This window comes from Niallia oryzisoli (genome assembly GCF_043641075.1).
Taxonomy (GTDB): Bacteria; Bacillota; Bacilli; order Bacillales; family Cytobacillaceae; genus Bacillus_BD; species Bacillus_BD oryzisoli_A.
In genome coordinates, this window is sequence record NZ_JBHZRC010000002.1 from 361,375 (window position 1) to 382,986 (window position 21,612).

Genomic DNA, 21,612 nt, shown 5'->3' on the forward strand with positions numbered 1-21,612 from the left:
TTAAGAAGTACACAAAACCCCTTGAGACTCAAGGGGTTTTAACTCGTGTTCTTATCAATTATCCAAGCAAGTACATATTGCTGAAATAGTGTTTTTGTGCTGAATGAATTTCCTCCACCTCACAAATATTTCAAACATTCAAAATACATTACCTATCCTTTAAAAAAATTTTTGAATGTTTCCTCCTATACTTGGAACAATACCATTGTAGTAAAAAGGAGGGTAATTAGAAATGGATATTCAAAAATTAGCCGATCATGAGTCATTGGATCTACATGAAGTTATTAATTTTAAAACCCTTTGCTTAGCGAAATCAAAACTAATGCAAGGACTGGTATTTGATCATGATTTAAGAGCATTAATGCAAAAAGATGTTGAACAATCCATGCAAGCGCTTGGAGAATTACAGGCAATTTATCAACGCGCACCTTTTGAAGCTCCAGTTCCTCAAAACCGGCCAACACCAATAATAAATTGAAAGGAAGGCAAATTCATTGAACAATGACTATTTAGACCCTATAAACTCGCTACACGTACCAGAGTTAGCAGATACCACATTTGCGATGGATTTACTTCTTCGTGCCAAAGAAGGTGTACGCAATATTGCGGTTGCATTAACGGAGTCCGCATCACCTGATGTTAGAACCCTCTTACGAAACCAGTTAATGCAAGGGATTGCCATGCACCAAGAAATTACAGAATTAATGATTAGTAAAAAATGGTTCCATCCATACGAATTAAGTGAACAATATCAATTAGATCAACTCTCTGCCAACAATACTATGATGATTGGCAAAATGAATCTATTCCCTGTTGAGACCAATAGAAAAGGTATGTTTGACCGGACACCGGATGAACACTAACACTGGAGGCTGTAACCCATGAAGGCGGTAACGTATCAAGGTATTAAAAATGTTGTAGTCAAAGAAGTTCCAGATCCAAAGATTGAAAAACCAGATGACATGATTATTAAAGTAACAAGTACAGCTATATGTGGGTCTGATTTACATTTAATTCATGGCATGATTCCTAACCTGCAAGAAAACTATGTTATTGGCCATGAACCAATGGGAATCGTCGAAGAAGTTGGTCCAGGTGTGACTAAGCTAAAAAAGGGAGATCGAGTCATTATTCCCTTTAATATAGCATGCGGTGAATGCTCTTATTGTAAAAACCATTTGGAAAGCCAATGTGATAATTCTAATGATAATGGTGATATGGGTGCCTATTTCGGATATTCTGGTACGACGGGTGGCTATCCAGGTGGGCAAGCTGAATATTTAAGAGTGCCATTTGCCAACTTTACTCATTTCAAAATTCCAGAGACTTGTGAAGAACCAGATGAAAAGTTAGCAGTTATAGCCGATGCGATGACTACTGGTTTTTGGAGTGTTGACAATGCAGGCGTAAAGGATGGAGATACCGTTATTGTTCTTGGCTGTGGTCCGGTTGGCCTTTTTGCCCAAAAATTCTGTTGGCTAAAAGGGGCAAAGCGAGTCATTGCTGTTGATTATGTTAATTATCGCCTGCAGCACGCCAAGCGCACCAACAAAGTAGAAATTGTTAACTTTGAGGACCATGAGAATGTAGGAAATTACCTGAAGGAACTCACCAAAGGCGGCGCTGATGTTGTCATTGATGCAGTTGGTATGGACGGTAAAATGACTGATATGGAGTTCCTTGCGAGCGGAATGAAGCTTCAAGGCGGAGCATTAAGTGCGTTTATCATGGCTTCACAAGCAGTGCGTAAAGGCGGGACAATTCAAGTTACTGGCGTTTACGGCGGCAGATATAATGGTTTCCCTCTTGGAGATATTATGCAGCGAAATATCAATATCCGCTCTGGGCAAGCACCTGTGATTCACTATATGCCATATATGTTTGAGTTAGTTTCGACAGGAAAAATTGATCCAGGAGATGTCGTGAGTCATGTACTTCCACTTAGTGAAGCAAAGCGTGGCTATGAGATTTTTGACACAAAAATGGATGAATGTATAAAAGTCGTGTTGAAACCTTAAGGAAGGAGGTATAAAAAATGAACTACGCCTTACATGAAGTTCTTGAGGTCCATGAGATGGCTGCATTTAAGACTACTTGTTTAACTAAATCCAAAACGATGAAAGCGTTAGTTACAGATCAGCTATTAAAAGATATTATGCAGCAGGACATTGATGTATCTACGAGACAATTACAAGAATATGCTACTATCCTTTCCAACGCAAAGCAGTAAATTAGGAGATGAATGAACATGAATCCAATCATTGAAACTTTAACTGGCATGGATGGACTATCAGATCAAGTTGTTGCAATGGACCTACTCATTTCAGCTAAAAGTGGAGTTAGAAATTATGCCATGGCAGCTACGGAGGCAGGAACACCGGAAATTAAAGAAATGCTCACTCGCCATTTAGTGGAAGCTCTTGATATGCATGAACAAATATCCGCATATATGGTAGAAAAAGGATGGTACCATGCTTGGGATACAAACGAACAGATCAGTTTGGATTTAAATAATATCAATACAGCATTGAACTTACCAACATTATAAAAAAATTTCCAGGAACAGTTTAACACTCACCAAATAAACTGTTCCCATTAAACCATTTTGAGTTTATTTGGCAGAAGTAAATAAAGTTAATACTTCTTGCTTACTCGAGTTTGTTTTACACTATATAATTGAAAACAATTAATTGACTATTTTTATTATGAAAAGGTCGGGGCAGGAAATTCATCAATTTTGATACGAAGTAAACTATAAGGTCTCTGTCGCAAGTCTTTTCCATAATGAAATCTGGGCTGTCGATGTAATTGGTTCACAATGACATACAAATATTGATCCGGACCAATTGAAAAAGTATCCGGCCACAAAATTCTCGGATCATGTGCGATAGTTTCCATTATGCCATTTGGCAATATCTTACGGATACTGTTGTTTTCATAATCTCCAGCATAAACAGTTCCTTTTGCATCGGTGATCATTCCATCAGACGCACCTTTTTCTCCCCAATACTTCACATGATAAGGTAAATCCATGTCCCGTATCGTTCTGTCTCTCAGGGCTTCTGTTGAGATCGAGAACAAATGACGACAGGTTAGTGGAGCAAAAAATAATATCTTTCCATCGGGAGAAATCGCAAGACTATCAGACGCCAATCTAAATGGAGAAGTTGAACCGTCTTTGTTTCGATTCATTAAAATTTGACCTTCTACTTTCGGTAAAAAATAGGGATCGGGTGAAGTTGAATTTTCCCCATTTAACCGTCTAAACGCGTTTCCATTTGATAAATCTACGACGATAATAGCTCCTGGTCCTCTTGAAGAAGAATCCGTTATATAGGCATAACCTGCTTTTCCAACACGAAAATCAAAACGGACATCATTCAGATAAGTTGTAGGCAGGACAACATCTTCTGTAAAGGTATATACTTTTCTTATTGTATTGGTTTCTAAATCAACAGCGACTAATTTTGCCCCCCCTTTAATAGGTTCAGAAAAATTGGGTGCCGCTGTATCTAATATCCAAAGCGTTCCCCTTCCATCAGCAACTACACTTTGGACACTGATGAAAGTCATTGTGATATTCTCGGGATTAACCAAATTGGTTTGTAAATTAGGATAAGGCTGCAATTTACCCTCAATAATTTCCCCCACCGTAAATGTAACATCGTCTCCCCATTTCGGAAAGCAAATGAAAATACGACCGGTTTCTGAAACAGTAACACCTGTAGGCATAGCCCCATAAAATGCATAAACTAGTTCAAAATTGCCGAAATATTTTTCACTAGGTAACATATGTTTCATAATATCCTCCTCAAGCATTCAAACGGGATATCACCTATATATGATTTATATTTTTTCTAGTGCATGTTTCTTAATAAGTTTTTCTATATGAAAAAATGATTGAATGGATTGTTTTCGAAATTAATAAGTCTGTCAGAAAAAACCAAATATTATACCAGATATCATTCCCAAGAAAATGCTGTTCAGCGATAATAAATATCCTTTCTCTAACTAACTCATTAATTGATATGATTCTTTTAAAAGAACTAAAAACTCTTGATTTAGTTCTTCTTCACTATGAAATCTAAAGTTATTGTGAAATCTGTTTTTTGAAACTTGTTCAATTTTAGTAATCTTCTCGTGTTCAATTTGATGGTTTGTTACTAAATTAAAATCTAACCATTTCTTTTTTGGATGAACTCCTCCGAAGGCAGATTTATTCAAAAGATGTATAGAAGTCTTTTTAAACTCAATTTCAAAAGGTCCAATTTCCTTCAATAAATCGAGTATTTTTGAATATATTTCATAAACATTAACTGCCTTATTTGAGAATAATTCATCTTCTAACATATCACCATCTCCTACTTTCACTTTAACATATCATACTTTATTACCTTTACTTTGCCTCTTTTTACATCCTTTTACCATTTCTTTTATAGCTAAGGGGCTATCCAGAAAGTCAGATTGAGTAATCTTCTGGACAGGCCCTTTTTCTTTGCCCCCCCTCCTTTGCTTACCTTGGTTTATACCAAAAGTCCACGGATTGTGCACAGTATTATTTTTTCTCAATAACAAGACAATATTATAAGCCAAGGCTAAATTTAGATTGTTTAATAATTGGATTAGTTCAGAATAATTTATTGGATGGGTACAAAAGCATTTTTTAAAATTATCATAATAAAAGTATAAATTGGTTCTATCGATATGTGGAAGTGCAATAATTGGTTCTTTAAGTACGATAGTAGTATGTTTTCTATTCTAAATCCTCATAAAAATAGATAGATATATTTATAAATGTCTCGTTCCTTGTTGAAAAGGACCATTTTACATCGAGATCAAAGGTGGAAAAAGCGAAGGACTCAAAAGAAGAAACTGCTTGAAATGGTCTAACTAGTAGATCAATCTCTTAAAGATTTTTTATATTCTGATTATGCATGCGGACAATATCAACATGTTTCTGACTTCCTTCCGTGAAATAAAAAGCCTTTTTTAGAAGGAAGGACTCAAGCTAGAGAATCCATATTATAGAAGATTAATATATATTCTCCTTGATCTTTTATTCAATAAAACCATCCATTACATTAAACCTTGTATTTTACTATGGATAACAAAGAGAGGTAGCATTATGAATTCATTAAACCAATTGGATAAAAAACAGGAAATAGAATCCAATTCAAAGATTCACAAGCAATCAGCTTCTTGGATAATTACTCTAGGCATTATTTTTATTGCCGTTAATTTACGTGCTCCTTTAATCTCTGTAGGACCTCTAGTAGATCTCATTCGGGATAATTTGCAGATATCGAATACATTAGCTGGTATGATCACTACACTACCCTTACTCGCTTTTGCATTTTTTTCTCCTTTTGCTCCTAAATTAGGACGAAAGTTTGGAGTTGAATTCATACTTCTGATTGCTATCATCTTTCTAACCATTGGAATTATTATACGCTCCCTGTCAGGAATTGCCAATTTATATATTGGTACGGCTGTCCTTGGATTGGCCATTGCTGTTTGTAATGTATTGTTGCCAAGCCTTATTAAACGAGAATTTCCCGAACGAATTGGCATGATGACAGGTGTTTATGCCATTTCTATGAACCTTTTTGGTGCAATAGCTGCTGGTATCAGTGTTCCCATTGCCATTGGATTAGATTATGGATGGCAGGGTGCATTAGGAATTTGGGGGATTCTGAGTTTCGTATCCATTTTATTCTGGTTACCTAAAGTGAAACGTCGTGATATGAAAACATCTACCGCTAATCTTCAAACAGCTTACAATAATGTGAATTTATGGCGTTCAAAACTTGCTTGGCAAGTAACTTTGTTTATGGGGCTGCAATCTACAGTGTTTTATGTGCTTGTCGCATGGCTACCTGAAATCTTAAAGCAACAAGGAGTAAGTTCGGATCAATCAGGCTGGTTACTCTCTATTATGCAGATAGTCGTACTTCCATTTACTTTTATCGTTCCGATCATCGCGGGACGCATGTCCAATCAACGTCTATTAGTGGCCATTACATCTATTTCTCTTTTAATTGGAAACGTTGGGTTAATTTATGGAAGTTTGAATTTTATTGTTTTATGGATCGTTATGCTAGGAATAGGGGGAGGATTTTCCTTTGGTCTAGCGATGATGTTTTTCAGCTTACGCACAAAGAATGCCGGGCAAGCAGCAGAATTGTCCGGCATGGCTCAATCAGTCGGATATTTACTTGCTGCTATTGGTCCAATGTTCTTCGGCTATCTACATGATATAACCAATAGCTGGACGATTCCACTTTTGATATTGGTTGGTGCATCGGTTCTGCTCTTTATAGTTGGTCTCGGTGCAGCTAAAAATCAATATGTAGGTTCTCGAAACTAGGTAAAAAGACAACCCTGTAAAATAGGCAGCCTTAATAGACTATGCAGCCATCACGACTTGGTATTCTACCAGGGTATGATGGTCCAGTTGTTACTAGTGTTTAAACAAAAATAAGCAATGCAGTCTCCCTCTAAAACAAGGCTGTTCTATATGTCTAACAATTCCTATATAATAAAAAGGGCTTCTCGAATTGAGAAGCTTTTTCAATGAAGATTATTATTTATTGGCTAAATAAAAATTTTGCTGAATTTCTTTAATTTCATTTTTTTACCTCAAAATTCTAGGGGCTTACTCACCTACCAGTCCATCATTATCTCGATCATCCATATATGGATATAGCCAATGATCACTTGTTATTGGCATGCTATAACCAGCTGCTTTTGCCTCTTTGATCGTTACTTGACCATTTCCATCTGTATCAACACTAGAAATATCTTCAGTTCTATTCGTATCGTTGGACTTATTAGAGCTGGTTGTCTGATTTACGTTAGTTGAATTGCTTTCAGTTAAGCCTAGAGATTTATTTATTTCATCAGGGTTGCCGTTATCAAACTCATCTACAATCATATTTCCTTTTAACGTGTACGTGTACTTATAATGCGAAGGAATCTGCGTTTCCGTATTAGGATAGGTAATAATTGCTTCGAAATTAGTAGCTCCACCTGCTTTACGAATGGCATCTTCCATATAAGCTTGATCACCATGACGGTTTAGCGTACTATCTTGTGGAGTAATATTATACGCATTCGATACCCCTCCGAGAGAATCAGCAATGATATGTCCTTGATCTAAATCTGTTCTTTCGACACCAGGAACTTTTGCTTCATCAGAGTAGTATCTACCAGACGATGTTACAGGTTCGGTACGGTCATCTTGTAGAACGATTTCGGCAGCAATAACACGAACTAGTTGCCCATATTCATTCGTAAAGGCCCAATACTCTCGGTCCCCATAACCAATGTCAACAACGACGTTCCGTTCACGATAGCCAGACATATCACCACCATCAACTTCAATACGTTTGTATCCCGAGAACAGGTCATTACTTTGTTCGGTTGGCGTTTCTTCCACTACTGGTTCATTTACCACCGTAGTGGTCGTCTCTTCTTTTTCGTTATTATTTATATTTGTTTCAACTGTGGCTACATCTTGTGAACCAGTTTCTTGATCTGTAACGGATGCAGCATCTTCTACGTTATTACAACCAACTACAAAGATGGCAGTTAAAAGGAAGATTAAATAGTTTATTCTCTTTTTCATTACAAGACTCCTTATAGTACTTTTTTACTGATCATTCTAGAGATCTTTGAATAAAACATAAATTAATATTGTTAATCTATTAATAATAGTATATAACAATATTAACTTTAATACAGTAGAAAAACGTGGGGACGGTTCCTGATGTTTCATAGAAGTCATTTGTGAATTCCTCTCCATAGAGCCTTTCATGTTAATAAAGCGTGGGAATGAAGTGAACCCATGGTTCGGAAAACACCTGAAACTCAACTAGCTGACGATAAAAGAAAAATGCGAAGATGGATATGAAAGATTTAATAGGTTATAAACATAATAAACAGCTCAAGGGACAATAGACAAATCCCCCATCAAAACGAAAAGAAGATGAATCTCTACAAAATGTAGTGTTCATCTTCTTTTTTTATTTTCTATATTGTTCCCAATGTTCCAAAGCTTGCTCCAGTAAATCGCTTAGTAAATCTGTTACAGGGAACATAAACAAGGCCACTCCCACATGGGTCAGGTGCCTTGTTTTATAATAATACTTGCGACCGCTTCTACGTGAGCCGAGTGTATGTGGCAGCACATGGGGTGCAGGTGAAGGATACCCTTGCAAACTCAGTTAATAATTTCACCCTTGTTTTTAGCTACATTTTCGCGCCATTCTCGTCGCTCCATATTTGTCAGTTTCGCCCATTCTGTTACTTCACCAATAATTTTTAAAGGATCTTTTGAACGATATGAGCGTGTTAAGTTACCAGGAAATTTTTTGTCAGTAACATTTGGGTCGTTTTCAAATTCACCTGTTGGTTCTATTATATACACTCGATCTCTTCCTTCTCCTTTTGCTAAAGCTGCGGCAAGACCTGCTCCATTGACATTAGCAGTGAAATAAATGTGGTTCATTGTAAGCCCAGGCTGGTAATTTGAATTTCCACCTGCTGTTAGTAAATCACCCACCTTCAAATCTGCCTTTGTCCCATGGTAAAATGGTCCAACATCAGAAGGTGCACCCTTAGATGAATTTGACAAATCATAATTTCTTTTGGCATTCTCAGGGTCACCCAACTCCTCATAACAGTTGGCAATGTTTACATATAACGTGGAATATGCACTCTTCACATTATCATCATTTATATTTCGTGCACACTGTAGAGAGGTTTCCATCCATTTTAATTTGTCTTGAATACTCTTTTGTTGACGAGCTAAATGATAAGCTGCAATAAATCTTTCATAGTCGTCTGTTGCTTCATGCCATGCTTTTTGAAACTCCTTGACTGCCTCTTCAATATTTCCACTATCCTCTAATCCCATCCCACTCATACAAAGTTTAATAACGGCGTTATTTGGATCAAATTTACTATTCATCTAATTACCTCCAAATGAATTGATTGTTATTATTGTACACATGGAAATTCAACTTCTCAAAATTTACTCCATATTGCCTTTAATGGATATGGTAATGTTATTGACAGAGATGGTAAACTGATGTCGTCCAAGCCTTATTTAGTAGGTATTTTGCCTTTGGAGTGGCGGTAGAGGGATTTCCTTCTGTTTTACCGCATAATTTTCAGAGGAAAAGGGAGTAATTAACCTATTCTAAGGTAGCTACTCCCTTTTTTGTTTACATTTAAACCATCTCCTTACTAAACCCTTTTGCTTCATAGTCATGTGTATCAAAATCCTTCACGAATGGGGAGATTACCTCCTCAGGCGTTTCAGAAGCAGCATAGTAGAGGAACACGGCATGTTTGGCTCTTGTGAGGGATACGTAGAGAATACGTTTTTCTTTTTCCTCAATTTCCTTTTTATCATCTTCAAAGTCCTTTGACGTAGCCAGCTTCTTCTTCTTTAGGTTCTCAATCTCATCTTTATGAGGATAATAGAACCTGCTGAAATCGATGATGAATACATAATCAAACTCAAGGCCCTTCGTCGATTTGGCTTCTAGAAAATATATTTCAGGGCCATTTTTTCTTTCTTCCTCAGTACCTTCCGCCTTTTTTATGTATGTATTGAAGGAAAAAAAACGTCCAAGAAAGTTTTTCAAATCTCTTTCTTTTACTGGTTCATTTTGACGATGGATAACTGCAAATGTGGCTTCAGGATTTTCTTCATAGATTGTCGAAATCTGGTTTCCAATCGCCGTTAACATTTTTTGATGTCCACTAAAGGCTTGAATGATTGGTTTATCCCCTTGACGAGGAAAATATTTCTCATCATCATACCGTGAATCCTCTTGTGACTTAGAGAATTGAAGTGAATTTGCAAGCTTCATGATTTGATAAGTTGATCTCCAGTTCCGCTTTAGCACCACGATATTCCCGCTATGAAGATTGATTCCCAATGCACGATAGGAGAACGGACTGCTTTTGTATATACGCTGCCGTTCATCACCGCTTAACGTCAAGGTTTCTTTATTAATATTAACAAGTACGCGAAGCTGCATAGGCTGTAAATCCTGCACTTCATCAATAAAGATATGATCATATTTACTCTTATTTAGGATGAGATGCAGATGCTCCATCACAAGCAATGCGTAGTCTTCACGATCCATACGATAAAAAAAACTTTTCCTTTGATCCTCCTGGTAATATTCAAATAGCCTGAAAATCGTCCTTCTCTGCTTCACTGAAATACTTGGCAGATTTCCTCTTCCTACCCGCTCACAATTCAAATAGTCTTCTAATGTAATAAAGCCATTTCCCTTCATCCACGAAAATTCTTCATATAGGAAAGTAGTATTTCGTCTCTTTTTAATTGTGTGAATAGAAGGCAGTTCTTTAAATTCCTCTGTTTCAAGTAAATCAAATAACCGCATCAATGTCGCTTTAATGTTATCTTCATCTCGATTTAAGTTAAAGTGACTAGTCTGGAAAAATCTAACCTTGATTCCAATTTCTTTTAGTAGATGATACGCTAACTCATGGAATGTATAAAAATGAACCGTGTGCTTTTGCTCCTGCAGTTGTTCATAGTAGTCCGATTTCTTAAAACGATTTTCAGCATCCTTTACCAGCTCCTGATTAAAGGAAACATATAAGAAGCGCTTCCCAAAATCCTCTGACATCTTTTGCATCATCCTGATTAACAGCGTAATACTTTTGCCGGTTCCCGCAATCCCTTTCACCAGCAAATGTGTTGAGTTCATTTTCGCAACCTTTTCCTGCTCATCACTCAATTCAATATTGTTCAGAAACTGTGCCGTCTTATTCGAAATGTCATCTTCGACACTTGGAGGATGCGAAAGGGCATCTGAAAGGACAGAAAAAGTATGGTCAAACTTATTACCTTGTTCATTATGGGTCAGAGTCATTATCATCAAATCCTTTTTAGAGATATCAACAGCATAAAAAACATGGGGAGGGTTCTAGCGTTTCACACAAAAATCAAAGATTCTTACTTGACCTAGTACGCTGTCACCTATCCAAGATCTCTAGTCTTCCCAAGGATGGCTTTCGTTATGGCAGAGGTGGCTCTTAAATCTGTCCGAAATGGCTCTAATTGATGGCAGAGACGGCACTGTTGCATGGCTATAGGCACTTATTAAAATTCTGCCGATTTTGACAATGTTCGGGTGGTCAGTGTGGAGATTTGAAAATAAAAAATGAAACGCAACATCTGTCCCCGCGTTTTCCAACTCATCCTTCTTGGGAAAAATAGAGTAAAAAACTTTTTCCTATTGTTCTTTATCTTGCAACACATATTCTTTTTCTACACCGAAAAATTCAAATAATAATTTATAATCAAGCATTCTACTGACCAGTAAATGTAAAAAGGACTGTACTGTTTCAGAACATTCAATTGTTACCTGTTTGGTAATATGTTCGCTAGGATAACTTAGAAAGCATGACCCATCTTGAACCACTTGATACACAAATTATCACCTCAACCGTAAAAAAAGGAATGCCGTTGACTTTACATGTGAAATAGAAATGGCATGAAATCTTTTTTTCCCTTTTAGATTACTGCCACTGAATTGTATTAGTTAATGAAATATTATTTACCAATAAAACAAATGGGAATACCCATTTTACTACAACTAACAAGTTTTTCTTTACTATTTTACTATCCATGGAAATATAGTTTATGCATACTTAAGGTGTTATAATGTAATTATTAACTACTCATGGAAGAGGTGAATCACACATGAATACATCCAAAGAGCGATTACTTAAAATTATTGATGAAATACCTCAACAAGAAGTAGATAAAATTTTGGACTTTGCAGAGTATTTAAAAGCTAAAAGAGAAAAAAACTTATCTGAAGATTTAATAAAGGCTAGTGAAAGCAGTCTAGATTTTTGGGATAATGATATTGATGATGAGGTTTGGAACGATGTATAAACAAGGAGAAATTGTATTAATTCCAGTTCCATTTAGTAATCTAACCAATAATAAGCAACGTCCTGTTCTTATTATCTCAAATGATTATTACAACAACATGACTGAAGATATCGTTGTTGTTGCCATAACTTCACAATTAAAAGACCTTGACTATTCAGTAGTGATTGAGCCAAAAGACTTAGACGAGGGTAAACTTAAAGTTACTTCAGCAATTAGAGCTGATAAAATATATACACTTTCAAAAGATATTGTCAGAAAAAGGTTTGGACAAGTGAACATAAGGATTTTGGATGATGTTCAGACGAAGGTAAAAAGTTTAATAAATAACGTTAATAACATGGGATAACTGGACAGTAATCAGTAGTCCCTTTTTTATAATAAAAAGTCGCTAAATCTATACCGTATTATAAAGAGTCCATTATATTTTTGTTGTAAATTCGGATACCTGGGGCGGTTCTACGGTTACATATAATGTTTATTTAGATTAATTTTACGATAAATTGTAAAAATCATATAAGTAACCTCAACATTTTCTCTTAAAATATATAATTTACAAAGCTATCTAATAAGGTGAACAGTAACAGCAACTGTTCACCATTGAATCCTTTTTGGCGACATACTGGAAGTCGTCTATTTGTTTATTGTATATCATCAAAGAATAGCAAAAGAAGATTTAGGAACTTAAAGAACGATTCAACCACTAAGAAGACGCTGCACAGAAATGAAGTCACATATCATCCTCCCAAATACAATATCTATATTTTGGATGAGGGTCTTTCTTTCACCACAGATGTTGTTAATACACACGCTTCCCAGGAATAACCCCTCTAACACCGCCACGAGGATCTTCCATATCTCCTTTAAACCTAGGAATCAAATGAACATGCACATGAAAAATTGTCTGCCCTGCAGCTTCACCACAGTTAATCCCGATATTATAGCCATTCGGCTCAAATTGTTCATCTAGCATTTTTTTGCCTTCAAATAATAATTGATCAATAGCATTTCTCTCATCAGCCATTAGGCAAGTTAATATTTTATGTTGTTGATCAACTCCTTAAATAGTTAGGCTTGAATTCGTAGGTAGAAAGAATAGGTGACCTGACGAAAACAATCTTATGAGAAATGAAGTATCCGTTGGATCACCTTTGGTTCATCAATCTCCTATATTTTTTAATCTAGTAAATGTTTTTTCTATTTCCTGGAACAGTTCAGAAGGATTCATTTTGAAAGCAAATGCCATATTGATAAATGTATCAAGGGTTGGTACTTTTTCATCCTTTCTATGTGTTTTTTGCAATACCCAAACCCATTAATCTTTCTGGCATTAATTGAGTGATTACTACAACAAAACACAATTAATGTTATTATTTTATTCAACTTTTAAATTATTACTTATATCAGAATAACCTTCCACGAAACCATTCGGATTAAATTGAACAGACGAAAAGTCATATGACCATCTTTCATAACTAATCCCATCGGGGGTTCCCATGGCATTTAATACATCCTGTTTACTTGAACCAATTGTAAAAAAAGAATTTGGTTCAGGATCTGACATAAAAACTCGTAAATTATCGCTAATATCTGACCATCCTACTATTTTATCTCCTTTGAATGTAACACTTGAAAAATCATAATTCCAACGATCAAAGCTTATTCCTGTTGGAGTTCCCATGGCTTTTATCAGATCATCTTTAGAAGAACCTAATGTAAAAGTTGAACTTTCTATTCTTTCACCTACCATTACCTTCAGGTTATTACTTATATCCGACCAGCCAACTACAATGTTATTTTCAAATTGAACGCTGGAAAAGTCATAACCCCAGCGATTTTCATTTGCTGATGTTGGGGCGCCCATTACTTCTTTCACTTCATCTTTCGTTGAGCCTAGAGTAAAATAGCCGGTATAAGAAATGGGATTAACATTATTGTTAGAATCTGCTTCAGAAGTGTATTTGATAGTTTGATCGTCTGTTTGGTTTTGGTTATCATCTGAAGGGATATCGCTCTGATCAGCAATTGGATTTTCCTCCATTATTTCTTGTGTATTAGTATCTTTGTATTCAGTCTGCTGTGTTTTTGATTCAACTTCTGCCGTTTGCTCGGTAGATTCTTTGTCAGTATCCAATTTGCTCGTTGTCTGTTTATTGTAAATCTGGCCATAAATAAAGAGTATAATTAAAATGATTCCTGCCACTCTATATATTGGCCTCCATATTTGATTTTTTCTATTTGCACTTTTTTGGTGATCCGTTTTCGTACTTGAAAACTCTTTTTCATGTACATCTTCACGATATAAAGGACTTTCATGTTGCTTTTCATTTGAGAATATCTGCATGAAATGAACACGATATAGGTTGTTATAGTTTTTCCTTAATGAATCATTAATCAAAATATCATAAGCTTCTCTAATTTGCATAAAATCCTTTTCGTTTCCGCCCACATCAGGGTGTCGTACTTTTGCCAATTGCCGATAAGCCTTTTTGATTTGGTCATGATTTGCATTATAGGGAACGCCTAAAATCATGTAGTAATCGATAAAAATCTTCTCATTAGACATATGAGCACCACCTACAATAATGATTGTAATTAAATTATATATGATAATCCAAGAACTATATCTAAGTAATTTTTGTTAGGGGCTATGAATGTGAAAAGGAAAATATGGCTTGTTATCGATATGACTATCCTTGTGGTTCTTATTCTAACAGGTGTGAGACTTTTCCATGATGCAAAAGAACATGCACTAAATAAGATAGATACACCGATTAACCTAGAAATCACTCTAAAGGATGTTTCACTTCTTTCTAATCAATCAGTTGGAGATTCTTGGGAGACTGGATTAAAAGTTAATGAGCATAAACTTCAAGTTGGTAATACGCTGGTTCTTGAATCCTTCATCGATGAGGAGATTACATTCAATGCAGGTGCAGTTGAACATGATAATATTCCTGATGTAGGAACATCGAATTATTTACTAAAAGTAAGTGATTTAAACCTTGCAGAAGAAAACTTGTTAGAAATGGACGTTTCCGTAAAAGAAAATAGAGGGCGTTATTCAGGCAACTATGCACGATTTGAATTCCTAATCAGCATTAAAAGGAAGGTGGATTTTTATTCTATTATTCAAGAATTAATTTAACTGATATTTAATTTATGCCTTTCCCACAACAAGGGGATGGAATCCTCCCTGCACCTCTAACCTAAAACTCCATTGTTTTCAATTAGTCTATAATCTGATATAATACTCATATCATTTTTAATCGGGACGCTTCCCGTATATCTGTTGGTGCAGATATACAAATTGGGAGGCGTCTTTTCCTTTCCTCTAGAATAATAAATACCCAAAAATCCCCAATCTTACATGGACATTATACTCGTCAATTTTGAACAGACAATACCGTCAACTTTCGGTTATTTTTGATTAGCAATAACAATCCCCCAGTAATTTTTGTGAGGAATTAGGCTCGTAATCTTCCACTAAAGCTACCCGTTACTTTAAGTGTAATACTTCACAACCCCATAGAGGAGATGCCTTATTAAAGGATCGTATCTGTTAACTTAAAAATACTTATCAATGTTTCTATAATTACGCCATCATTAAAAATAATGAAACAAGTGTAGCAATAAATGGAATGAATTTTATTTTTCAGTTTCCTTTTTTTCACCAAGAACCGCTTCTCTAGATTTTTCTACTCTTATAGTTGATTCTTGATTGGACTTTTCATAAACAATATCTTTGACATATTTTTTTAACTCTGGTTTATCGAATAATGTTTCTTTAAGAGAATCATTTGTTAAATTATAACCTTCAAGAACTTTACTCTTATCATCAAGGATAGCTTGGATGCCTTGATTTATTGTATCTTCATAAATCAACTTTCGGTAATTCTCAGTGTATTCCTTTCTAAATAATCCTACAAAACTATCAAAATAACTCTTGTCAAACATAGGAATATAAGCTAATTCTAATTCTGGTGCTTTAATATGTAAAATCTTGGATTTTTTATCAAAATAAAAATCTTCTTTTTTGATATTTTTTAAATCATAACCAAGCATAAAGTAACCATACAAATGAATGTTGTATTCTTTTCCGAAAAGATACTTTCCAAATTTTTTACCTGTTGTTTCAAGCCATATATCATCATCTTGATTTTTTAAAAATTCATAAGTGTCATCTTCAGTGTAATCGAAGTCTTGGACATCCTCATATCCGAAGTGTTTGCTGATTTCACGCACCTTATCGTATGCGATATTTTCTATGATAACCTCACCTTCTATTGCTGTTTTTGCTGTTGCTACTTTTTCTTCTCCACCTTTCAAAAGCATATATGTTCCTGCTGATCCAACAGAGGCACAAAGTAAGGCAAAAACAATGGTAATAACAATTCTTTTCTTCGATGATTGCTTCTTATTAACTCTAAATTCTGGCATAATTTACCCTCCCCATTATTTTTATTTACTTTTATAACAGATTTAAATTTTATAATCCTTTTTAATTAATTTAGTATTTTCCTTACCCAACCGCCATATTATAATAAAATTATTATTTGGAAAAATTTTAAAAACTGTCGCCCTTTTAATTTTACACTTCTACTTTAAATTGAATATGCTCTGCAGCTGCTTGATTAGACTTCACACAATCAATGGCAACCACGAGTGCCATAATAATGATTTCTATCTTCATCTATGATTTGAACCTTGTAGCTACAGCCCCAAGTGAACCACTCCTTTCTCACTTTCCCTACAATTTCACCATGCTGTAATACCTGAGAATACATATTCCACCAGTCACCATGTACTTAGATACCTGCCGCATCAATCGTGCACCTTGCTCTAAAGAAGGAAAACTCCGTTGAACTATTTGGCATTTCCTTTAAAGTATACATATTGCAACTTTAGCAAGTTCAAGTTGGTCTGCTAAATAATGATAATTATTTGCCCTATGATATTTTTCTTAATGAAAGTGTATGTCAATCCAATTAGAATATTTTTCTATCATATCTTTATAATTTTTGGTTTCTAAATCCTTTGCCAAGTAATCATTATGTAAGCAGTCCACAATTCCATTAAAGTCATAATTAATTTTCGTAAGGCTGTTAGCAATTGCCAACTCAACTGCCCTTTTAACCGTTAGTCATTCCATACCAACACTTGAAAGCACCTGAGTTGTCTAATGTACACCGAATGAAATCCCGGATTAATATCGTGTTGTTTTTCACAAAGACAATTCCTCCGCGACCTATTTTTCATTGAGCATCAAAGCTTCCATCTACATAGATATGAATGAATTCTTCACTGATTTCTTTAATAAGCGGCGTCTGGAGGAAACTATTAATCTGAAGATAGACCTTGCTTTCCTTTTCCATACTTATTGGAGAAACATTAGCTTTTACAAACTCCCTCCTTTTTAATGATTCCCCTTTTTGTATCTCTTGTTTGGAGTCTTCAGCATACTCGTTATTTATTATAAGATTCAGAAGTAACTTTGCCTCGCGAAGATTTGGAAATGCCCGATATTCGATCGCAAATCCACATTCTTTCTATTTGATTCTAGTAATAAAAGGCTTTATATCCTTAAATGAATGATAAAGTTTACTTGTAATCATTGTTTTTTTTCGGTCATACCCCTTTATTAAGATATAGAAGTTTTTTGCAATCTCTTTTTTTCCTCTATTCAATTGAATTATAAATAGCAAACCCATTTGTCTTCAGAGGCGACTGAATATGCTTACTGTAACTATTTAATTCATCTAAGTTAGGTATCATTTTTAAATGCTGAATTACCTTGTTAAATCACTCACCCAATTGATATACTTCTGTTTATTCCTCTCATACCAATCGTTACATATTAAATAGCTTTCATTATGTATTGAAATAGGATCCTTCCAGTATCTAGGATATCCATTAATGTCTCTTTGGTTGATTAGTGGCGAATTCCAAACAACTTTTTTCAAGAATGGATAGTTAATATCAAAAGTGTACTTACAATATTTTTCATCCTGTAATAATTTAATTTTCTCGGAAGAAAGCATGCCAGCGCTAATAATTTCCTTTAAAGACGTCCTGACAAGAATACCAACTTTCTTAGAGATATCCGTATTGATAGTCTTTACCGGATTATAGGACTGATTTACTTTTGATTGTTTTTGTTCATATTCTTTTATCCACTTTTTCATATATTTGATCTTCTTATCTGATGATAAATTTGCGACCTCTTCCTCTAGGAATCTGAAAAAACTTGATTTGAATGTTATCTTATCCATTTGCTGCAACTCCAATATAATGGCTTTCTTGACTAAAAGGATTAATAAAAAGTACAAATTATTATCTTATTCCTCAATCTCCATCAAAAAAACTCTTTCTTTAAAACCGCCTCTAATTTCATATTTCCGTTTTCGGACTTGTTCAACTGCACCTATTGTTAATCCGTGGTAATCAGCCAGCGCATGTATGACTTCAAGAATGTCAGCCAATTCTTCAGCCGCTTCATCGTTACTGCTGGTAGTCATATACTCCTGCAGCTCCTCAAATGCTTTTTTTCTTAATTCAGTGATGAATTCCTCATCATCTAAAACTCTACTACGATACATTTTTCCGCTTTTTTCTATTATTTCTGGAATTCGATCTCTAACAAGCTTGTTATGTATCTGAATGCTTTTTTGATCTTTCCCTTCTGTACAGGCGTTTTTCCCATTAACCCATTTAACAAAGAAATCCCAATCCCTTATTGTCCCATCATCATTTAATATTCCTAGGTAAACACCATCACCTTTCCCAACCTGCCAAATTGCTTGAGCAGAATTTTCCTTTTCGGTTATACCGTTTTTAAGGACATACTCAATAAAGGACTGCTTGCCAGGTTCCGATTGCTCTGCAACGAAGGCAACCAAATACATATCAATACAGCCTGCTCCCATGTCATTCGGATCTTCATTTAAAATGTGATCTTTTATAGCTTTAACTCTGCTTTCTTTTGATGCATTCAAAACTAAAGCTTTAATTTTATCTATTCTATAAGCCTGATAACTTCTCTTTTCCCATTGTTTGAGTTGGGAAGCATCCCCTTGGACGAAATCTAATTTATCGAGCATATTTTTTAGATTGCAAACCGTTGGAATGACATTTTGATGTAAGCTTCTCCCTCTAAGATTTCTAGGCAATGAAATGGAACCATTGGCTGATGTCACAGTAATTCTCCTCCTATGTAAGGATCTTCCAGTTAAATTGTTATAATATTTACATTAACAGAAATAGAAACATAATGGGGATTTACAATAATTTAGGATAAAAGTAGTTTTTATGATTTATTTGGTCAATATTTTTTGATTGTAGTAAATATTTCTACACTACATTGGTAAGAAAGAAATTGTAACGATAAAACTACCTACTGTAAACAGTTTATAATGCTAAGGATATCCTCACCATATTTTTCAATTTTTTTATTACCAAGCCCTTTTATTTTAAGTAGCTCATCCCTAGATTTTGGTCTATTTTCTATCAATGCATCCAACATCTCATTAGTAAATACCATATAGGCTTTAATATCTTCTTCTCTAGATTTTTGTAATCTATAATTCTTTAAATCATTATATAAATTCAAATCAGTTTGTACCTGTTTGGGCATAGTATGTTTACTATGAAGATCTTCATCTGATAAGGAATACTTTGCACTGTAGTCAAATGTAATTGGCCTATGATTATTGACAAGGAAATCAGCTATCTGGTACATATATTTTTCAAACATATCTTTTTCATTATTAGGATCACTTAACTCTTTCTTTAATAAGTTGGTTATTTGATCATATTTATAAATATTGTTTTGAATGTCTCTAGGGGCATTTTGTTTCATTACAATTGTTTTAGGATTAGCTATAATAACAGCTGATTTAATTGGCAGTGTTTTTATTACTCCCTCATTTATCAGAATTTCTTTTAAAATATTAACATGTCGTTCATTTTGCGATACAGGGCTGTACATTCCTTCTTTTTTAATTACTTTCCCATAACTATTCTTCAGAATTCTAATAAAATCTCCATCTGCATTAATCTTAATATCCCCGCTGAGCTTTTTTGTTTCCAACACATAAATAAACTTATTGGTAATCAAGATAAAATCATATTGTGCCACGTGATCTCTATATTCAAGTCTTATGTCATGCAGACAGAGCATGGGGATAAATGAGTTCTTTAGCTCATAATAAAGATTTTGTTCTCCCTCAAGACCATATTTTAAAAATGCAATGTCTCTTTCAATTAATTTTCTTTTATTCGATTCCACTGTATGTAAAAGTTCTTTTAAATCATGTAACTGCTTATTTTCCTTTTCAAATTCTTTCATAAATATTGGGCTTGTAATTGTTCTTTTGCCATTAAACACATGATAAAAAGCTTTATCAATTATGCTCACTAAATCTACTCCTCTTTTTAATATTCATTTATAATGACTATTTTTCTGCGATAGCATTCTATTAAATTATACCAATATCTACACAATGAATGGTAAAAAATACCCATAACAATAATTACTTATAACTATTCTCTTGTTAAAAGAGTGATAATAATGTTATTTTCAGAACAATATTCATATTTAGGGTGTCAACAAGATTTAAGTTCAAAAATAAAAATAGGAATTGGCTTATTCCTGTTTTTACATAATATTTTATGTACTTAATTACCCAGCAGCTGCATTAATAACTTAAACACCTTAGATGGTTGTTTCTCTAATGTCTCTACAGTTACTGTCTTCACCCATTCACCTTTTTTAAACATGATTTCCTGTCGTTCCGTATCTAATTCAATATTAATGTTTTTACAGAATAAGTATTTATTTTAGTCGCTTCATCCAGATTATTCCGATCTAACCTAACTTTTGGGAACAGTGCCTGGCCATTATATCCAATGAGATACCTCCAATTTCCTGATCGTTCACTATAACCTATTCTCCATATCTTCTAAAAAGATATCAACTTTGTTTGATTATAATGCTATAACACTTTCTGATAAGCCTATGTATATAGAAATATGGAGTACATTGTGGGAGGTGAAACATGGGATTAAGTACGAAAGTGGAAATAGCAACACAGCAAGAAAAAGCAGACAAAGTAAGAGAAGAAATAATCATGGAACTGCAAGAAGAGGGCAAGAAAGACAAAGAAATTCAAACCATACTTAGTATTTTTTGAATTTAGTAAAAATTAATGCAAAAAAGGAGTAAGGGAAAATGAAGAAGGAAATTCAGGGATATTGGGACTTTTTTGAATTCACTTTTAAAGTAGGCGATACATTTAAGCATACGCTAAAAAGTGTTGAGAAATTATAAACCAAGATTAAAATTGACTTGGGAACCCAAAGTAATCATTCAAATTATTAAAGGTAACCGTACAGTACGGCTTGAAGAAAATTTTAATGATTTTAATAGATATCAAGGTACAGAATTACTTTTAATCCAATTATACCATGGTGCTACTCTATTAAAGGTTATTGGTCTCTATATAGATTATTTATGGGATGAACAACATTGGATTGTAAGATCTATGAGTAACGATCCTTTGGCTGCATGGAGAAGGTATTCATAATTTAATTGTTATAGTATAGAAGGAGAAACAGTTTAAGAAGAGTATTAGTCGACAGAAACACCCAATCATGGATGTTTCTGT

The 21,612-nt window shown here is 34.5% G+C and carries 23 protein-coding genes; 11 read left to right on the forward strand and 12 right to left on the reverse strand.

All coding sequences use genetic code 11. From position 1 onward, the window contains the following. The first annotated feature begins 232 nt into the window (after positions 1 to 232). Genes ACHUFV_RS11275 through ACHUFV_RS11295 form a run of 5 tightly spaced genes read left to right on the forward strand, consistent with a single transcriptional unit; the run spans position 233 to position 2,548 of the window. Entirely contained in the window at positions 233 to 478 is a 246-nt protein-coding gene (locus tag ACHUFV_RS11275; RefSeq protein ID WP_024030851.1) for a hypothetical protein, read from the forward strand. 16 nt (positions 479 to 494) lie between these two features. Next, positions 495 to 863, forward strand: coding sequence for a spore coat protein (locus ACHUFV_RS11280; RefSeq protein ID WP_394234101.1), 369 nt, complete (start codon positions 495 to 497; stop codon positions 861 to 863). A gap of 18 nt (positions 864 to 881) precedes the next feature. Further along, a complete protein-coding gene (locus ACHUFV_RS11285) occupies positions 882 to 2,018 on the forward strand; it encodes a zinc-dependent alcohol dehydrogenase (RefSeq protein WP_394234103.1) in 1,137 nt (378 codons plus the stop codon). Between the two features lie 17 nt (positions 2,019 to 2,035). Continuing rightward, a complete protein-coding gene (locus ACHUFV_RS11290; RefSeq protein WP_342047772.1) occupies positions 2,036 to 2,230 on the forward strand; it encodes a hypothetical protein in 195 nt (64 codons plus the stop codon). Between the two features lie 18 nt (positions 2,231 to 2,248). Continuing rightward, positions 2,249 to 2,548 (forward strand): spore coat protein, encoded by a 300-nt coding sequence (locus tag ACHUFV_RS11295; RefSeq protein ID WP_338450917.1) that lies wholly within the window; start codon positions 2,249 to 2,251, stop codon positions 2,546 to 2,548. Positions 2,549 to 2,703: 155 nt separating this feature from the next. Here ACHUFV_RS11295 and ACHUFV_RS11300 read toward each other — a convergent pair whose 3' ends face one another. Together ACHUFV_RS11300 and ACHUFV_RS11305 are read right to left on the reverse strand one after the other, a co-directional pair. Further along, entirely contained in the window at positions 2,704 to 3,801 is a 1,098-nt protein-coding gene (locus ACHUFV_RS11300) for an L-dopachrome tautomerase-related protein (protein ID WP_394234105.1), read from the reverse strand. Positions 3,802 to 4,011: 210 nt separating this feature from the next. Then, positions 4,012 to 4,350 (reverse strand): DUF5655 domain-containing protein, encoded by a 339-nt coding sequence (locus tag ACHUFV_RS11305; RefSeq protein WP_394234107.1) that lies wholly within the window; start codon positions 4,348 to 4,350, stop codon positions 4,012 to 4,014. 775 nt (positions 4,351 to 5,125) lie between these two features. Here ACHUFV_RS11305 and ACHUFV_RS11310 point away from each other — a divergent pair. Continuing rightward, entirely contained in the window at positions 5,126 to 6,367 is a 1,242-nt protein-coding gene (locus ACHUFV_RS11310) for a CynX/NimT family MFS transporter (protein WP_394234109.1), read from the forward strand. Between the two features lie 288 nt (positions 6,368 to 6,655). On the opposite strand, the gene ACHUFV_RS11315 is transcribed toward ACHUFV_RS11310, so the two are convergent. From ACHUFV_RS11315 to ACHUFV_RS11330, 4 genes are all read right to left on the reverse strand, one after another. Continuing rightward, the gene (locus ACHUFV_RS11315; protein ID WP_394234111.1) at positions 6,656 to 7,627 is read right to left on the reverse strand and encodes a DNA/RNA non-specific endonuclease; all 972 of its coding nucleotides are present in this window, start codon (positions 7,625 to 7,627) and stop codon (positions 6,656 to 6,658) included. Between the two features lie 594 nt (positions 7,628 to 8,221). Next, positions 8,222 to 8,971, reverse strand: coding sequence for an NAD(+)--rifampin ADP-ribosyltransferase (gene arr / locus ACHUFV_RS11320; RefSeq protein WP_394234113.1), 750 nt, complete (start codon positions 8,969 to 8,971; stop codon positions 8,222 to 8,224). A 262-nt stretch (positions 8,972 to 9,233) separates the two neighbouring features. Next, complete coding sequence (locus tag ACHUFV_RS11325; RefSeq protein ID WP_394234115.1) at positions 9,234 to 10,919, reverse strand: UvrD-helicase domain-containing protein; 1,686 nt, start codon at positions 10,917 to 10,919, stop codon at positions 9,234 to 9,236. A gap of 363 nt (positions 10,920 to 11,282) precedes the next feature. Further along, entirely contained in the window at positions 11,283 to 11,471 is a 189-nt protein-coding gene (locus tag ACHUFV_RS11330; protein WP_394234117.1) for a hypothetical protein, read from the reverse strand. Between the two features lie 281 nt (positions 11,472 to 11,752). On the opposite strand from ACHUFV_RS11330, the gene ACHUFV_RS11335 reads away from it, so the two are divergent. Next, complete coding sequence (locus ACHUFV_RS11335; RefSeq protein ID WP_394234119.1) at positions 11,753 to 11,950, forward strand: DUF2281 domain-containing protein; 198 nt, start codon at positions 11,753 to 11,755, stop codon at positions 11,948 to 11,950. Then, positions 11,943 to 12,296 carry a type II toxin-antitoxin system PemK/MazF family toxin gene (locus ACHUFV_RS11340; RefSeq protein ID WP_394234121.1) on the forward strand — a complete coding sequence of 118 codons (354 nt, stop codon included), beginning with the start codon at positions 11,943 to 11,945 and terminating at the stop codon, positions 12,294 to 12,296. Before ACHUFV_RS11335 ends, ACHUFV_RS11340 begins: the two co-directional genes overlap by 8 nt. Before the next feature lie 450 nt (positions 12,297 to 12,746). Here ACHUFV_RS11340 and ACHUFV_RS11345 read toward each other — a convergent pair whose 3' ends face one another. Further along, complete coding sequence (locus ACHUFV_RS11345; protein WP_394234123.1) at positions 12,747 to 12,971, reverse strand: HIT family protein; 225 nt, start codon at positions 12,969 to 12,971, stop codon at positions 12,747 to 12,749. Positions 12,972 to 13,322: 351 nt separating this feature from the next. Further along, positions 13,323 to 14,513, reverse strand: a complete 1,191-nt coding sequence (locus ACHUFV_RS11350) for a J domain-containing protein (protein ID WP_394234124.1) — start codon at positions 14,511 to 14,513, stop codon at positions 13,323 to 13,325. Positions 14,514 to 14,603: 90 nt separating this feature from the next. On the opposite strand from ACHUFV_RS11350, the gene ACHUFV_RS11355 reads away from it, so the two are divergent. Then, positions 14,604 to 15,095, forward strand: a complete 492-nt coding sequence (locus tag ACHUFV_RS11355) for a hypothetical protein (RefSeq protein WP_394234126.1) — start codon at positions 14,604 to 14,606, stop codon at positions 15,093 to 15,095. Between the two features lie 500 nt (positions 15,096 to 15,595). On the opposite strand, the gene ACHUFV_RS11360 is transcribed toward ACHUFV_RS11355, so the two are convergent. The 4 genes from ACHUFV_RS11360 to ACHUFV_RS11375 all read right to left on the reverse strand — a co-directional run bounded on the left by ACHUFV_RS11360 (position 15,596) and on the right by ACHUFV_RS11375 (position 20,363). Beyond that, positions 15,596 to 16,387, reverse strand: a complete 792-nt coding sequence (locus ACHUFV_RS11360; protein WP_394234128.1) for a flagellar basal body-associated FliL family protein — start codon at positions 16,385 to 16,387, stop codon at positions 15,596 to 15,598. Between the two features lie 1,349 nt (positions 16,388 to 17,736). Beyond that, positions 17,737 to 18,219, reverse strand: coding sequence for a hypothetical protein (locus ACHUFV_RS11365; RefSeq protein WP_394234130.1), 483 nt, complete (start codon positions 18,217 to 18,219; stop codon positions 17,737 to 17,739). Positions 18,220 to 18,285: 66 nt separating this feature from the next. Next, the gene (locus tag ACHUFV_RS11370; protein WP_394234463.1) at positions 18,286 to 18,609 is read right to left on the reverse strand and encodes a phosphoribosyl-ATP pyrophosphohydrolase; all 324 of its coding nucleotides are present in this window, start codon (positions 18,607 to 18,609) and stop codon (positions 18,286 to 18,288) included. A 731-nt stretch (positions 18,610 to 19,340) separates the two neighbouring features. After that, entirely contained in the window at positions 19,341 to 20,363 is a 1,023-nt protein-coding gene (locus tag ACHUFV_RS11375; protein WP_394234132.1) for an HRDC domain-containing protein, read from the reverse strand. Positions 20,364 to 21,003: 640 nt separating this feature from the next. Between ACHUFV_RS11375 and ACHUFV_RS11380 the strand changes: the two genes are divergently transcribed. Together ACHUFV_RS11380 and ACHUFV_RS11385 are read left to right on the forward strand one after the other, a co-directional pair. Continuing rightward, on the forward strand, positions 21,004 to 21,138 hold the full coding sequence (locus ACHUFV_RS11380; protein ID WP_394234134.1) for a hypothetical protein: 135 nt from the start codon (positions 21,004 to 21,006) through the stop codon (positions 21,136 to 21,138). A gap of 150 nt (positions 21,139 to 21,288) precedes the next feature. Then, the gene (locus tag ACHUFV_RS11385) at positions 21,289 to 21,531 is read left to right on the forward strand and encodes a hypothetical protein (protein ID WP_394234136.1); all 243 of its coding nucleotides are present in this window, start codon (positions 21,289 to 21,291) and stop codon (positions 21,529 to 21,531) included. Positions 21,532 to 21,612 lie beyond the last annotated feature (81 nt).

Bases quoted from the DNA above. Each gene is read 5' to 3' on its own strand.
- ACHUFV_RS11335 (WP_394234119.1), top strand. From the start codon at position 11,753: ATGAATACATCCAAAGAGCGATTACTTAAAATTATTGATGAAATACCT.
- ACHUFV_RS11305 (WP_394234107.1), bottom strand. From the start codon at position 4,350: ATGTTAGAAGATGAATTATTCTCAAATAAGGCAGTTAATGTTTATGAA.
- ACHUFV_RS11275 (WP_024030851.1), top strand. From the start codon at position 233: ATGGATATTCAAAAATTAGCCGATCATGAGTCATTGGATCTACATGAA.
- ACHUFV_RS11295 (WP_338450917.1), top strand. From the start codon at position 2,249: ATGAATCCAATCATTGAAACTTTAACTGGCATGGATGGACTATCAGAT.
- ACHUFV_RS11290 (WP_342047772.1), top strand. From the start codon at position 2,036: ATGAACTACGCCTTACATGAAGTTCTTGAGGTCCATGAGATGGCTGCA.
- ACHUFV_RS11315 (WP_394234111.1), bottom strand. From the start codon at position 7,627: ATGAAAAAGAGAATAAACTATTTAATCTTCCTTTTAACTGCCATCTTT.
- arr (WP_394234113.1), bottom strand. From the start codon at position 8,971: ATGAATAGTAAATTTGATCCAAATAACGCCGTTATTAAACTTTGTATG.
- ACHUFV_RS11285 (WP_394234103.1), top strand. From the start codon at position 882: ATGAAGGCGGTAACGTATCAAGGTATTAAAAATGTTGTAGTCAAAGAA.
- ACHUFV_RS11380 (WP_394234134.1), top strand. From the start codon at position 21,004: ATGGGATTAAGTACGAAAGTGGAAATAGCAACACAGCAAGAAAAAGCA.
- ACHUFV_RS11310 (WP_394234109.1), top strand. From the start codon at position 5,126: ATGAATTCATTAAACCAATTGGATAAAAAACAGGAAATAGAATCCAAT.
- ACHUFV_RS11365 (WP_394234130.1), bottom strand. From the start codon at position 18,219: ATGGATAAGATAACATTCAAATCAAGTTTTTTCAGATTCCTAGAGGAA.
- ACHUFV_RS11340 (WP_394234121.1), top strand. From the start codon at position 11,943: ATGTATAAACAAGGAGAAATTGTATTAATTCCAGTTCCATTTAGTAAT.
- ACHUFV_RS11300 (WP_394234105.1), bottom strand. From the start codon at position 3,801: ATGAAACATATGTTACCTAGTGAAAAATATTTCGGCAATTTTGAACTA.
- ACHUFV_RS11345 (WP_394234123.1), bottom strand. From the start codon at position 12,971: ATGGCTGATGAGAGAAATGCTATTGATCAATTATTATTTGAAGGCAAA.
- ACHUFV_RS11360 (WP_394234128.1), bottom strand. From the start codon at position 16,387: ATGCCAGAATTTAGAGTTAATAAGAAGCAATCATCGAAGAAAAGAATT.
- ACHUFV_RS11325 (WP_394234115.1), bottom strand. From the start codon at position 10,919: ATGACTCTGACCCATAATGAACAAGGTAATAAGTTTGACCATACTTTT.
- ACHUFV_RS11350 (WP_394234124.1), bottom strand. From the start codon at position 14,513: ATGTCTAATGAGAAGATTTTTATCGATTACTACATGATTTTAGGCGTT.